Genomic DNA, 14,213 nt, shown 5'->3' on the forward strand with positions numbered 1-14,213 from the left:
CTACTGGTTGTGGCAAAGCACAAGATGACATTCGCTTGTTAGTTACTGCACGCGTACAATGTTACTTTACCATTTCCGCTCTCATCATTGCATCGTGTTTTCTGTTTCTGTTTCTCCATGTCAGCGAATTAACAGTATTTTATTTCCCGGCATCGAGCTCTGGATAAAACGCGATGATTTGCTGCATCCGCAGGTATCTGGAAATAAATTCCGTAAACTCAAATACCCTTTACTCGCGTTAGCGGGACAGCGGCCACATTTGGTCAGCATGGGCGGACTATGGTCGAACCATATTCATGCGCTAGCGCATGCGGCGGCAATTGCTGGTTATCCGGCGACGGCATTGATCCGTGCGGCAGAAGGCATGGACAGCGCGATGCTCGATGATTGTCGTGCGCTGGGGATGCAAATCATTTACGTCAACCGGGAAACTTACCGTGCACTGCGGGATGATGGCCAGCATTGGCGTCGCTGTATGTGCGATGTCAGTGAACAGCACGTCTGGCTACCGGAAGGGGGGAGCTCGCCTGCCGCCTTACATGGGGTTGCTGAACTGGTAGCAGAGGTCCGTGATCAAATCGATACGCTTCCAGATGTATTTATGCTTGCTTGTGGCACAGGCGCGACACTGGCTGGCATCGTCGCGGGAACGCAAGGACATAGTCAGGTCCTAGGCGTTGCCGCGATCAAAAATGGCGACTATTTAAACGAAGATATCAGGTGTTTGTTGCAAAAAGCGGGATATCCTGCACATCAGAATTACCACCTGCTGACCAATTTTCATCATGGCGGTTATGCCAAAATCAGTACTGAATTGATAGCATTCTGTGATATGTTCCAGCACCAGACTGGTATTGCTCTGGAGCCTGTGTATACCGGAAAAATGTTATTTGCATTGCATCGTCTATGCCTGGAAAATTATTTTCCGGCGCAGACCCGAGTCGTTGCGGTTCATACCGGGGGGTTACAAGGAAAACGTGGCTTTCCCGCCACCATTGTGTCTTAACGACAGAATGATGCGTTAACCAGTGATGCATGAGATAGAAATAAGAATAATAAGTAAGAATATTAAGTAAGGACACAACAGATTGAAGCAAGGAATTTATTCGATGGTCGCGTTTCTGCGTATGATCGCTTTTTTGGTTGCCGGTTGCGTGATTGTTCCCAGTCAGGCTAATGCGCAACATGAGATCAGGCTGGCCTTATTTGACACGGTCACTTATCCGCTGAATGTACTGGATCAGCATGATCGTCTGGTTGGTGGGTTGCTAAAAGATTTTCAGGATGCGATCGCCCGCGAAATCGGTGCAACGCCTGTCTATACCGTGTATTCACGGCGTCGGGTTGAACAGGCACTGACCATCGGAGAGGCGGACATGGTGTGTTATTTCAGTCCGCAGTGGACCGAACACCGCGATCAGTTTATGTGGACCATCTCCAATTTGCCGCAAACCGAGCGTGTTGTCGTCGCACGTGACAAACCCCAGTTCAATCATTTTCCGCAGCAATTAATCGGAAAAAAAATCGCTGTGCGTCTCGGCTATTTTTACCCCTCGATGTCAAAAGAGCTCGCGGCAGGAAAAATTAAGCGCATTGAGCTGACGGATGTGCCAAGCATGTTCCGCTTAGTTGCCTTGGGTGGTGCAGATGGACTGATCAGTTCGGAAGCTGAAATAGAAGGCTACTTCAAGAATTTTCCTGAGCAACGGGATCTGTTCGCGTTGTCGAAAACGGCATTTTCAATGACCAACACCCAATGCGCGCTATCGCGGAAATCGGCTTGGAAAATTGCCCAAATTAATCACGCCATCAGGCATATTCAATCAACTGGCGAGCAAGACGCTATGTTGCGTCGTTACGGTTTATCAGAAAAATAAACGACGCTGACCAAGACGCAGAAGAGGGTAGGGATGGCCTCTGTATGTTGTCTCGGGATCTGGGTGTCAGGTGATAACGGATCAATGGTCTAAACTATTTTTTTCACAATAAATGAGAAAAAGATAGCTCTAAAATAAACATTTTTGTTAAAAATTCGATTTTTCGGGCAGGATTGCCTGTTTTTTGTGCAAACAATGGTGTAGTTTCTCCCTGACTGTATGACAACAGAGTAAACTACGCCCCAAATCTTGTCGCATCCTGCGATACGAGCGAACGAGCGAGCATCGCCATGTCAGAATCTACACCCTCTATCACCTTTTCCGATCTGCAACTGAGTGCGCCTTTATTGCGCGCCTTGCAAGACGTCGGTTACGAAACACCTTCCCCAATTCAAGCCGCAACCATCCCGATTTTGCTGGATAACCGCGATGTGCTGGGGCAAGCGCAAACCGGTACCGGTAAAACAGCGTCATTTGCTTTGCCGATTCTGTCCCGCGTGGACATCAATCAGACCAGCCCGCAAGCCTTGGTCTTAGCACCGACTCGCGAACTGGCGATTCAGGTTGCCGAAGCATTCCAGACCTATGCTCGTCATATTCCTGGTTTTCATGTCTTGCCGATTTACGGTGGACAGAGCTACGGTCCACAATTATCCGCATTACGCCGTGGCGTGCATGTGGTCGTTGGTACCCCTGGTCGCGTTATTGACCATTTGGATAAAGGTTCTCTGGATCTGTCCAAAATCAAAACCTTGGTACTGGATGAAGCCGACGAAATGTTGCGCATGGGCTTTATTGATGACGTAGAGCGCATTTTGCAAGAAACACCAGAAGGTCGTCAGACCGCGCTGTTCTCTGCAACGATGCCATCAGCGATCAAGCGTATTGCCCAGACCTATCTGCACAATCCCGCAGAAGTGACCATTGCCGCCAAAACCGGCACCGCTGACAATATCCGCCAACGTTACTGGCTGGTGTCCGGCATGCATAAGTTGGATGCCTTAACGCGTATACTGGAAGCTGAAACGTTCGACGGCATGATTATTTTTGCCCGTACCAAACTCGGTACCGAAGAATTGGCAGCCAAACTCGATGCGAGAGGCTTCTCGGTCGCAGCGATTAATGGCGACATCAATCAGCAACAGCGTGAACGCACCATTCAGCAATTAAAAGATGGCAAGATCGACATTCTGGTCGCGACCGACGTTGCTGCACGTGGTCTAGACGTGGAACGTATCAGCCACGTTATCAACTATGACGTACCCTATGATCCAGAAAGCTACACGCACCGTATTGGCCGTACTGGCCGTGCTGGACGTAGCGGCGAAGCAATCTTGTTCATCACTCCACGTGAAAAAAATCTCTTAAAAGCGATTGAACGGGCGACCCGCCAACCAGTGTCACCACTGGAATTGCCAACGATTCAGACGGTGAACAACGTCCGTATTGCGCGCTTCAAGGATCAGATTTCGACTGCGTTGGCAGAAGGTGGTTTGGACGAGTACACGTCACTGATCGAAGATTACGAACGCGAACACAATATTCCTGCAATCGAAATCGCAGCGGCCTTGGCCAAAATGGCTCGCGGCGATGAACCATTGTTACTGGACAAAAACCGTCGTGAAGTGAAGTCTGACGATAGCTGGCGTGATGAACGTCCAGCACGGAATGATCGCAATGATCGTGGCGATCGCGGCGACCGTGGTGACCGCCCAGGTCGTGGTGATCGTTTTGAGCGCGAAGACCGTGGCGCACGTCGTGAACATAGCCCGCGCACAGCCGAACCAGGCATGCAAACCTACCGTATCGCTGTCGGTCATGAACATGGTGTTAAACCAGGCAATATCGTTGGCGCCATCGCCAACGAAGCGAACATCGAGTCTAAATTTATCGGCCGTATTGATATCTACGACGATTATACGATTCTGGATTTGCCGGACGATTTACCATCTGACATGCTGGATCATCTCAAGTCTGTCCGTGTTGCTGGTCAGTCCTTGCGTATCAGTGCTGAAAAAGCAGGCAGCGGTGCAGCACCTGCACGCTCCCCGCGCTCTGAACCGCGTTCTGAAGCCCGCCCTGAACGTGCGCCACGTATCGCCGATGCAGCACCAGGCAGCCGCATGAATCAAGTGGTGGATCGTGCTTTCAGCGCCCCAGTTGAATTTGACAGCGAAGATCGTGCCGCAAAGCCAAAGAAAGACAAAGCTGGCAAAGCAAAGGTCAGCGTGCCAATGCAAACTTACCGCATCGAAGTCGGTAAAGCCGATACCGTCACACCAGCCAACATCGTCGGTGCAATTGCCAACGAAGCGGGTATGGAAGCAAAGTACATCGGTCGCATCGATATTTTTGATAACCATAGTACGTTAGATTTGCCAGTCGGTATGCCACCAGAATTGCTGACGCAACTCAAAGGTGTGTGGGTTGCTGGTAAGCAGATCAAGATGAGTCCTGTCGGCGAACCAACGAGTGGTGGCGTAGCACATGATTTTCCTGCCGGTCAGAAAAAATCAGGCGGTGATCGTCGCGTGTTAGAGAAAGCATCAGGCAAGCCAGGTATGCGTTCTGATAGCAAACCAGCCGGTAAATTCTCGAACGGACGTCCTTCAAAGTTCGATAAAGACAGCGGTACAACCCGTCGTAAGCCATCCAAATAATGTTGCTGTATCGAATGGTTCGCTGTCGTGAATCCACAGTATAAAAAACCGCCTTCATGGCGGTTTTTTATACCGAAACGCCTATCGTTGAAAGATGCTCAGTTCAGCTCACCAACTGGAAAAGGCAAGGCTTTACCTGGACCCATCCCAGCAATACGTAATAGCGTTGCTGTGATTGTTTTTTCGTCATAATCAAACGTCGTATGTCCTGTGCGCAATGGTTCATGGCCACTTTGTACGTAACGTTGGTTTTGGATGTGAAGCGTCGATGTTTGTTTTTGAGTCAGCCCCACTCCCTTATTGGCAAAGCCTTTAGGACCTTTCCCCCCCCAATACACGCCATGCCATTTGTTGAGGGCAGAAATAGACGCAGGATTCCATTGCGCATGGTCATTTCCTGGACCCGCGATATAGTCAGCATCAAGACACGTTGCCATCCCCAGCATCGGCGTTTTGTGTCGGACTTCAACACTGCGTGACAGCAGATACAGCAAGGACTTGCTATACACGTGAGCCACATGATCAGCACACTCTAATTCGTCCGACAAGACATGCAAATGAAAGTGGGAGCGTCCAATTTGCCCCGATTCCAGCGCAGGTAAAAACGTCGCATTCGCAAAATGGATGCTACATGCTGGCGCTAATAGCGTACAGGTTTTGATCGTGAATTTTTTCAAGTAAGGCAACAGATTACCCAGCAGTTGTGCACCGGCAGAATGCCCAACTAGATGGAGTTCCAGATGATCGTGACCGATCGTTGTTGCCAGTTTTTGCAGGTGCTTTACCAACGTATGTAAGCCACGTGGTGGGTTATCGTTAAGTACGGATTGCGCCGCATTTTGTTTGAGTAGCGACCATTCCGCTTTGCCGCCATGGGTTGCCGCATAGCTCTCTATGCTCATATCTTGCGCTGCATTGGTGCCAGGATCAGGTGCAGAAAATTGGCTGGATAATAACTGGTTCAGTGTGTCACCGAGTCCGCTGTTCCAGGTCAGAAAAATCGGATAACTACCATTGGCAAGAAAATAGGGCGCGAGACTGGCGATGTGGGCGATGGTTGTATCTTCATCGGCGAGACCGCTGAGCGCAAATAGCGTCAGTTTTAGCGTCGACTTAGCACCTTGTTGCAGATGAGCTGCCAGTGGCGCACGGTAGACGATCTCTTCGGCGCTGGTAGCGGCATTTTTGAAGGCCACCAGTCGCTGAATCAGCGCACCATTATTATCCATCACCAAACTCAGACCGTAAGCCTGATCTAGACTGAGCGGTGACAAATTGTGTACTTTATGGGTATGTGTATGGGCCTGCTGGCGTGGTGGTGGTGTCTTCGTCCCGCGTTTGCTCGCCATCGGTGGCGCTAACTGACTCAGGAATCCCGCACCGACTGGCGCAGGCGTGAACGAGTTGCTGCTGCTATAGGTACTGGTGCCGCTAGTCGGTACCCCAAGTGAAATCGCCCAAGCATCCGTCCCACTCGCTTGCCAGTCTTCATAGCTGAGTATCGCCAAGCCCTGACAGCCCCAGTCAGTTCCCCACGAGTTCTGCACCACAAAACCTTGTGCGGTATAACCGATCAAGGCAAAAGCGTGTCCACCGATCCCCTGTGCTTGCACTGGTATGACGGGTATCTGATCCAGAGCGCTTAACGTGGTCTGTTTTTTGGGGGCGTGATACGTGGATAGGTACCAACCACTGTGCACATTCGCTGACACATACAGTGCGCCTGTTTCGGCAAGTGCTGCCTGCATATCGCAGATGCTACCACTGTCGACGCGGTAATAGATGCCGAGCGGTCTCGTCTGCGCATCTTGTTCCCATCCAGGTAGCGGTGCCTCCCAGGATACCGCGTTGTTGTTCGCGTGTACTGTAAAAGGCCATAGTTCCCGACGGCAGACACCATGTTTGTTCCATCCTTTGAGCGCACCACGACAGCTCGATCCTACGTAATCATCCCCTTGCCATTCGTCATAAAACTTAGCGAGGTGATACACCATACGTGGGCTGACTTCAACATGATCTGGATTTTCACACCAGTGCAAATAGTTGATCACCGCAGATAAGCCGAAACCCGTGCATGCACCGGCTGAACCTTGATTCAGAATCAGCCCCGCGTCAACATAGGCTTGCCAGCGTGTGGCGACCCAGTCAGGTGCTGGAAAAGTAGGCGGAAGGTGCCGTATTACTGGGGTGAACTGACGATCCCGGATATCCTGACGGTCAGGGCGTACATCGAAGGTAAGGTTGCTGCCGTTCCACGCGAAATTACTAGTTGCCATGCATAATCCTGGTTTGTGGAGAAAAGTGACGCAAATGAGGACGCAATATAGTCAGTGATATTATTGCATTTTCTACATAATACGGCGGGCAAAATCTTAGTTTGCACGTAGTGGGATAGGTATTTCTGCACAGCGCACGGGTCCAGTTTTGATATGGGTCTTGAGACGGCCGTTTGGGGACGTGACGAAGGTCTGTGTCTGGCGCTGATCTAAAAAAGGAAATGCCAAAAAAAATGGCCCACCACCTCTCGGTGATGAGCCACTTCGACTCAATGTCAGCCTAAGATCAGCACAACCAATTATTTGGATGCTGCTGTATCTGCGACTGGTGCAGCAGGTGCAACTGGTGCTGCTGGTGCAGAAGCTGGCGCCGCAGTGATGTCAATCTTAGCTTTTGCTTTCATGTCATCCAGCAATTTTTTCAGATTTTGTTGTTGCAATTGTTGTGTCATACCGGCTTTGACTTCTTCGATCGGCGGGACAGCTAATGGACGTGTGTCGTCGAGCATAATGACGTGGTAGCCAAATTGTGATTTAACTGGCTCGGCAGTGAATTTACCTTTTTCCAGTTTTGCTACAGCGTTACCAAATTCCGGCACCATATTGTGCGGGTTGAACCAGCCCAGATCGCCACCTTTGTCTTTAGAGCCAGGGTCTTTGGATTTGGATTTTGCCAGGCCATCGAACGCTTTTGGATCTTTAGTGATCTTCGCGATGATATCTTTGGCTTCGGCTTCCGTTGCAACCAGAATATGACGTGCTTTGTATTCGTTGCCACCTTGAGACGCTTTAAACTTGTCGTATTCAGCTTTCAGGGCTTCGTCTGTGACGGCCGCTGTTTTCATATAGTCTTTGACAAATGAATTTGCCATGATCGACAAACGTGCCATTTCCAGCTGTTCTTTGACGTCTGCAGCCTTGTCCAGACCTTTTTTCTCAGCTTCTTGGGCGACGATAATTTGCATTGCCAGATTATCGATCACCATTTTGCGCGTTTCTGGATTGTCAGGCATCCCTTGACCAGCTTGCTGCTGCATGATCTGATCCAGTTGTTTCTTGAGAATCGGCGTGCCGTTCACAGTCGCTGCAACTGCTTCTTTGCTATCAGCAGTCGCTGCAGCAGAGGCAGGAGCTGCCTTATCTTTATCATTACAAGCGCTCAGCGCAAACAACGCAATAGCACTACCCAAAACTACGCGGGATTTGATCGACATGAATATTTCCTTAAAGTTGAACTGCAGTGCAGCGAATAAATATCATCGCATGTCTTTTGTCGCGACATGCTGCCAAATTATGTGACGCTGAATTCTACCTGTGATTGTGGGGTTCTTGCTAGATATTCACTTTTCGTTACGTTCTAAGGCAAATTTTGCCGACAAAGAACTCAGTTACGTCATAGAACGGTCATTAATTGCAAATCAAATAATTTTTACTTCGTCTTAGTTTAGGCCTTATAAACTAGAATTAGTTCCATTTGATGTGTTTCCTTGCTGATCGCGTCATCCATCAGTCCGGCTCGGCTTACAATGGAATATCCGTTTGAAAAGAGAATTGATCATGACCGACCCTATTCACGACCTTGTTCCCGCCAGTCTTGCTGAGATACTGCCAGTCGGCATGATTAACGGCGGCGGCACCGCTGCAGCAGCGATGGCCGTGGTTGCCCAGCGTAAACGCGGGGTCCTAGGCTGGGAGGCATTCCACTATGAACGATTATCGGCGACTGAGTTTGAAATTACCGGTGGCATCGCTGTCAATATCGGTGGGGTCAAAAAATTCCAAGGTGCACACGATCCAGTCAATATCACCGAAGCTGAAGTGTTGGAAGAAATGCGGGCAAGCCAGAGCAACGTGATTCCTTCGGTCATGACCTTACTGGAGCAGGATTTGCTAGCCAATGACATTGGTAGCAGCCGAGCGGCGCATAGTCCGAAGTTTTTGAAAGTTGTATTTGCGTTGCCAGAGGATGAGGCGGGGCGGCAAAGACTCTTGCAGGCTTTTCAATTGAATGCGAACTTTTTTGGGGCGAAGGTACAGGCGTGTTCTTTACACGATAAATGACGGGCCGGTAGGGTGGACCCAATTGGCGTGGCGCAATTGGTGATTGATTTGGTATCTGGAACCTGCCCAGAATGAGCTACCAAATGTGAATGCTTTTCTTGCATCCGGAAAGAAGAGTTGGAAATAATCAAAAAACAAGCATTTGTCATTAGCGATTGTCCTTCACACTAATCCCCTTCCTCCCTTCCCCGCTTGCGTAATTTAGCTGCCTGATGGACGCCATTAGTCATCATATCGCTGTCGTGATAGCCTACTATGCCGAGATAAACTTCTTCAAGACAACTGTACCTGGTGCGTCACTAGTTACGGCAAAGGCTGACGCCATGTCCACGTAAGGAGCTTATTATCTTCGTCAAATCCCGGTAAGCCTTGACCAAAGCCGGTGACGGTTTGCCCCTGTGTAAACTGTCTCCAACGACCGTGATAGGTCGCTAATGTTTCTGCCATGCTGTCGATTCTGCTGGCTTCCCAGATGCCATCTTTGGGGCAGATATCACCAACCTTGACCTTCAGCTCTGGTTTGATGAGGGCTTTGATTGGCGGGTCTTGGTAGTTGGTGTCGATCTGGTAGCCTTTGGCGCGTGCTTCGGCTTCTTCTTTAGTGCGCGATTCATGTGCTTCTTTTATACGTTCCGACCACAACGCCTTCCAGTTATCACGTTCTTCTTCGAGAAAATGACTACGCACCTCGTCTTCTTCGCTGTGTAATTCCATGGTCATAAAATACGCACCGGGTTGAAGTGGATTTAAGCGATTGTCATCTCTATACATGACTATTCGCATATAGACCCCATCGGCTTCTAAATTCCAACCTGCGCCATCTTCTAACGCCATCCACTCCTCAAATGTCGGTATATAACGTACATCTATGTTGATATTATGTAGCGAGCTGCGCCCCATAATTCGTGCAGCGTCCCGGTAATAGAATTGCCGCCAGCCTTTCTCTTGCAGCATTTTTAGGAAAGCAATGAATTTTTGACGTGCTTCATCATGGGGTATGAGTTCTGGCGCAGTAAGTCCAAAACTCAGATCAAAACTAAATATGCCCCACTTGTGATTATCTGGCTCAAAAGTCGATCCCATTGCACCAAGTGCATTAGTGATGGCGAAAGTATGCATGCCGTGCTCGAAGGTGATCTGACCAGGACCTGGGTTGTAGATAGTCCAATCGATATCATAAAAATTCATTCCTGCTGGTTGCTTATTTACCCGAACCGCTTTTTTCCCGATTCGCTGAACAAAATCGTCGCCAGATTCACCTAAACGAATGGATATTTTTTGTACCATGCTTGCCCTCTCCTTCTTTGATTCATTGGTAAGGTGTTCATATTGCTTTGTGCAGCCGTAAATCGTCGCCACCAGCAATAAACCGAGAAATATTTTTTTAAGTATGTATTGCATAAAAATAAGTGGGATTAGAGCGGCATTGTGGGAGTCACTACGTGGTCATCTGCCTGATCAACCCATGACGCCATCGTCTTCAATTGACTTTCCATATGCGGCGATTGCCTTTGCATTAGCTTATGAAATAATTGAGCAGCCTGTTCAATCCATTTCATTCGGCTTTTGAAATTCTCTAGCACAGTATCGTCAGGCGCCACCGATTCCAATTCTGGATCATCGGTATCACACGACGACGCAAACACCAGCTTGAGCGCAGGTGATGCCCAATTCACCCATGTTGAACGTTGTGTCTGTATCCACCATTTAAAATCTTCATCGTCGTAGATCAGCGGCTGTAAAATCTTACCTTGCTCATGCTTGGCAATACTCAAAAGATGTTTCAATTGCGCCGAAGGGCGTTGAGGATTACGCAATGCCATTTGTTCGATTTCTCGTACCTTATCAAAACCGTCTTCAAGCAATTCATTCCACTTAAAATTATTCATTTTTTGTAGCGCCTCCTTTGCCCATGGCATGGCTTTGATGGAGTCCAAAATAGGCGGCACAAAATTATCTCCGCTACGTGTGGCCTTGCACATGTCGAAACTTTTAGAAGAAAGGCTATACGCCCAATGCCATGGGGCGATCTCATAAAACAACCACATATTTCCTTTACCTAATCCTTGTAAAACGGTGCCGATTGTTTTGACTCGTGGATCTTCAATCGAACAAGCCACTGTCTTACTGGCGAATGCTGCTAATGCTGCCCAGTAGTAGCGTCCTTTTTTAGCCGGATTACCGTGCTCTTCGGTCTCTAAATAAAACCTCGCGTAGGTGGCACTGATGCGTCGGGCACGAACGTTATATTGATACAGCAACATGTTGGTTTTGTTGAGCACAGGCGACTTAGCTGATAAACGTTTAAAGACAAATTCTTGTGCTAAGGACCATACGTGCTGACAATCGCAATCTATCTTTACGCAACTGTTGGGCGTGTTATTGGTCATCCCTTGGGTTGTATTAACCGGCATTGTTATCTCCCTTGTTGTTACTTGTATTGCTCGATCCTGGTTTCGTCATCGGCACAGGTGAGTTAAACGCATGCCACACGGCGGCGACCTGTAATGGCTGCGGTGATGAGGTATAAATGCTTGGTGTCGCGCCGTCTGATGTTGTCTTACTTGCGTGCTCACCGATGGAAGATTTGGCGTGATAACTTTGTCCCACAATTGGTGTGCCACAAGGCAAATGAAAGGCAAATTTCTCATCGTATTCATCGACATGAGGCAATCCTTGAATATCTATTCCCATATTTTTTCCATCCTGAAAACTATGGGTCGCCGCGTGAGCGCACCATGCACCGTTGGTGCCATTCTCAATACCCTGTGCGTTCCATCTTGTATAGCTGCCGCCACCATTGATGACGACTTGTTTTTCTGCGCTGATTTGTATCGTTTCGGCGTTACAGTTAATAGTTAATTTAGCCAGCACATTGATATTTTTTTGCAGTGCTTTCATGTCGATATCGCCATTCGCGGCAATCAATTTCATCCCCGCTTTATAGGCAAATAGCCGAATCGCTTTACGTGCGCTGGCAAGGAGGCTCTTGCCGCTCGATAAGCTGATGTGTTCTTCAGCGGTAATGGCGTGATGTTGACCGCTGTGGTGTTGGGTGTTGCCGGGCGTGGTCGTCGCGATGCCTGCCGGACTTGCGATAACGATATGCGGTTTGGCTAATTCTGGGAATTGACCGTTGTCTGCGTTGGTGTTGGTGTTGACATGAGTAATGGTGTCACCAGCAATGTCACTGTTTTGTTGCTTGATTTCTTTGGCGACGTCCGACTGGTCACTTTGTTCTTGCGCTCCTGCCTGTTGTGCGGCCTCAGCTAAGGTGCTGTGCTGGCTATGCGCTTGTTGCAGGCGCTGTGCGGTTTCTTCTAAGCTCGTGATGTGGTCTTGTGCCTTGTCTCTGGCTTCGGTCGTGATGAGTAGACCGTCTTTGGTACGAATCGCACCACGTCCATCCGTTCTGAGCTCAAACCCTTGACCGCGTGGTTCTTGACGACCTTGCTTGCTTTCAATACGGGTGATGAAGCCCAAGCTGAGTTGACTGTGGTCGTGATCACTCTTGAGTTGCGCCTGGATTTGGTCATGGGTATCGTCGAGAATGAGATGATTGCTGCGCCCTGTAGCGCTGTTACCACCGCCTTGGTCAGTGAGTTCTCTGCTGCGTATGCCCATTAAGGCTTGCTGGCTCGGCAACTGCCATGGTGGCATGTTGAATTGGTTGTGGACGCTGCCGCTGCAAATCGGTCTGTCAGGGTCACCGCCGATGAAGTCGACTAACACTTCTTGTCCGATGCGGGGAATAGCTTGTTGCCCCAGTTGATTACCCGCCCACGGTAAAGCGACGCGGACCCAGCAACTGCTGTTGTGATTGACTTCGCCATAGCGATCCCATGGGAACTGGACTTTGATACGACCGTATTGATCTGTATAGATATTGCTGGCGGCGGTATCACGATGAGGGCCAGTCACGGTGGCGACTTCGGGGCCGTAGCAGCGGGGTTTGATTTGTGTGTGTTCTGGGCGTACGATTTCGTTGCTAGGTTGTACGGTGAAATCGGTTTGGACTTGCCATAAGCCGTGTTCTATCTGGCTGGGAGATAAGGCATTCACTAAACTAGGCAGTGCCGCGAGATTAAGTTTTGCGGACGGAGTGCGTTGCGTATCTTCGCTGACGTTCTCTATGAAGAAATGGGTACGGATGACGACATATTCTCTATTGGCCACACCTTGAGGATAGTCGGTCAAGGTGAAGGATACGCCAGACACGACACCGCGCAGATACGCACTGGCATTGGTACGTTGTCCATGCTGACGTCGTTCTTCGATGCGCAGTCGGGTTAAGAATCGCCCTTGCTCGTCGGTTTTGTTGGCCTGCGGATTCGCTCCGGCATTCGGTTGGCTATAACGATTACCGCTCTGGGCATCGTGCCAACTATAGAGTTCTTGGTTGTTTTGTCCGGTTTTGCGAGGGTCACTACTGTTAGCTTCGAGGCTTGAGCGGCATCGGGTGTAGTCATAGTCACGGCTGGCAACACTGCCCGAGGTGAGGCTGTTCTCTGGGCTAAAAGCGTGAATGTAATCGCGGTCGATTTTATGTCCGAGCGGGTAATAGGGAATCGTCGCGTAGGCGTCACTAGCGGTGCGGAATGCGCCATTGAAATCGGAGAGGATTAACCGATGTACGCCGTTACTATGCTCGAAGTGGTAGTTGATGCCCCACTCTTGCATTAAACGAGAGACAAACGCAAAATCGGTTTCGTTGTACTGAACGCAATAATCTCGTAGGGGGTAAGTATCAATGAGACGCTTGTCGACGACAAATGCATAATCGTTCAGTACCGTTAACATCGTTTCTACGGGTGTTTGATTCTGAAAGACTTTGCAATCGCTGGTCAGTGTGGCGAGATGCAACCAAGGACGTAGAGTGAATTCGTAAATCGCATGGCGGCTATCAACACCGATGAAGCGTGCAGCGGTGACGAGGGCGGAGATTTCTAGTGTACCCGCACCGATGTGACCAGCACTACCACCGGGGAGACCAGGGATAAAAGAGCCCATGCCTTCAAGTTCGATCGTGCAAGTGACTTCTTTGCCGATGACGCTATCGAGGTCAAGATCAGCACCAACGCCAACGCCAGTACCAGCACGATCCGATGTTTGCAGCGTCAGACGATAGTCGAATAGCTGGTTGATACCATCGGTGCCGACTAAGCGCAAAGGTGTCAAAGGCTTGCTGATATCAGACAAGGCAGGACCGCTGACACTTAAGGCACGCGGGTGGGTGAATAGGCCGTTCACGATGTGATTCCTTGATCTATCTTGATTGAATGAGAATAAATGGTTGGTGATGCCGATGATGAAATGGAAGCAGCTAAAATCGTAACTAA

At 49.4% G+C, this 14,213-nt stretch carries 9 protein-coding genes; 4 read left to right on the plus strand and 5 right to left on the minus strand.

What is annotated here, in order from left to right; translation table 11 throughout:
* Positions 1 to 58 precede the first annotated feature (58 nt).
* The 3 genes from ACO0KV_RS04620 to ACO0KV_RS04630 all read left to right on the plus strand — a co-directional run bounded on the left by ACO0KV_RS04620 (position 59) and on the right by ACO0KV_RS04630 (position 4,537).
* A complete protein-coding gene (locus ACO0KV_RS04620) occupies positions 59 to 1,006 on the plus strand; it encodes a 1-aminocyclopropane-1-carboxylate deaminase/D-cysteine desulfhydrase (protein ID WP_423040366.1) in 948 nt (315 codons plus the stop codon).
* A gap of 103 nt (positions 1,007 to 1,109) precedes the next feature.
* On the plus strand, positions 1,110 to 1,877 hold the full coding sequence (locus ACO0KV_RS04625) for a substrate-binding periplasmic protein (RefSeq protein WP_423040368.1): 768 nt from the start codon (positions 1,110 to 1,112) through the stop codon (positions 1,875 to 1,877).
* A 290-nt stretch (positions 1,878 to 2,167) separates the two neighbouring features.
* Positions 2,168 to 4,537, plus strand: coding sequence for a DEAD/DEAH box helicase (locus tag ACO0KV_RS04630; RefSeq protein WP_423040370.1), 2,370 nt, complete (start codon positions 2,168 to 2,170; stop codon positions 4,535 to 4,537).
* A 98-nt stretch (positions 4,538 to 4,635) separates the two neighbouring features.
* On the opposite strand, the gene ACO0KV_RS04635 is transcribed toward ACO0KV_RS04630, so the two are convergent.
* Both ACO0KV_RS04635 and ACO0KV_RS04640 read right to left on the minus strand, forming a co-directional pair.
* Positions 4,636 to 6,813, minus strand: a complete 2,178-nt coding sequence (locus ACO0KV_RS04635; RefSeq protein WP_423040372.1) for a C1 family peptidase — start codon at positions 6,811 to 6,813, stop codon at positions 4,636 to 4,638.
* A gap of 299 nt (positions 6,814 to 7,112) precedes the next feature.
* Complete coding sequence (locus ACO0KV_RS04640; protein WP_423040374.1) at positions 7,113 to 8,027, minus strand: foldase protein PrsA; 915 nt, start codon at positions 8,025 to 8,027, stop codon at positions 7,113 to 7,115.
* A gap of 343 nt (positions 8,028 to 8,370) precedes the next feature.
* Here ACO0KV_RS04640 and ACO0KV_RS04645 point away from each other — a divergent pair, with 343 nt between their 5' ends.
* Entirely contained in the window at positions 8,371 to 8,874 is a 504-nt protein-coding gene (locus ACO0KV_RS04645) for a hypothetical protein (protein WP_423040376.1), read from the plus strand.
* Positions 8,875 to 9,177: 303 nt separating this feature from the next.
* Here the strand turns inward: ACO0KV_RS04645 and ACO0KV_RS04650 are convergent, their stop codons facing one another.
* From ACO0KV_RS04650 to ACO0KV_RS04660, 3 genes are read right to left on the minus strand one after another with little or no spacing between them, the layout of a single operon-like run.
* The gene (locus ACO0KV_RS04650; protein WP_423040378.1) at positions 9,178 to 10,275 is read right to left on the minus strand and encodes a hypothetical protein; all 1,098 of its coding nucleotides are present in this window, start codon (positions 10,273 to 10,275) and stop codon (positions 9,178 to 9,180) included.
* Positions 10,276 to 10,289: 14 nt separating this feature from the next.
* Positions 10,290 to 11,288, minus strand: coding sequence for a DUF2515 family protein (locus ACO0KV_RS04655; protein ID WP_423040380.1), 999 nt, complete (start codon positions 11,286 to 11,288; stop codon positions 10,290 to 10,292).
* Positions 11,278 to 14,124: a type VI secretion system Vgr family protein gene (locus tag ACO0KV_RS04660; RefSeq protein ID WP_423040382.1), complete on the minus strand. Its 2,847-nt coding sequence runs from the start codon at positions 14,122 to 14,124 to the stop codon at positions 11,278 to 11,280. The genes ACO0KV_RS04655 and ACO0KV_RS04660 overlap by 11 nt, the downstream gene beginning before the upstream one ends.
* Between the last annotated feature and the right edge of the window lie 89 nt (positions 14,125 to 14,213).

This window comes from Undibacterium sp. RuRC25W, from assembly GCF_049339825.1.
GTDB lineage: Bacteria > Pseudomonadota > Gammaproteobacteria > Burkholderiales > Burkholderiaceae_D > Undibacterium.

What these genes read in the sequence shown, in the direction of transcription:
- ACO0KV_RS04635 (WP_423040372.1), bottom strand. Translation starts at nt 6,813, where the DNA reads ATGGCAACTAGTAATTTCGCGTGGAACGGCAGCAACCTTACCTTCGAT.
- ACO0KV_RS04640 (WP_423040374.1), bottom strand. Translation starts at nt 8,027, where the DNA reads ATGTCGATCAAATCCCGCGTAGTTTTGGGTAGTGCTATTGCGTTGTTT.
- ACO0KV_RS04645 (WP_423040376.1), top strand. Translation starts at nt 8,371, where the DNA reads ATGACCGACCCTATTCACGACCTTGTTCCCGCCAGTCTTGCTGAGATA.
- ACO0KV_RS04625 (WP_423040368.1), top strand. Translation starts at nt 1,110, where the DNA reads ATGGTCGCGTTTCTGCGTATGATCGCTTTTTTGGTTGCCGGTTGCGTG.
- ACO0KV_RS04655 (WP_423040380.1), bottom strand. Translation starts at nt 11,288, where the DNA reads ATGCCGGTTAATACAACCCAAGGGATGACCAATAACACGCCCAACAGT.
- ACO0KV_RS04630 (WP_423040370.1), top strand. Translation starts at nt 2,168, where the DNA reads ATGTCAGAATCTACACCCTCTATCACCTTTTCCGATCTGCAACTGAGT.
- ACO0KV_RS04650 (WP_423040378.1), bottom strand. Translation starts at nt 10,275, where the DNA reads ATGCAATACATACTTAAAAAAATATTTCTCGGTTTATTGCTGGTGGCG.
- ACO0KV_RS04620 (WP_423040366.1), top strand. Translation starts at nt 59, where the DNA reads ATGTTACTTTACCATTTCCGCTCTCATCATTGCATCGTGTTTTCTGTT.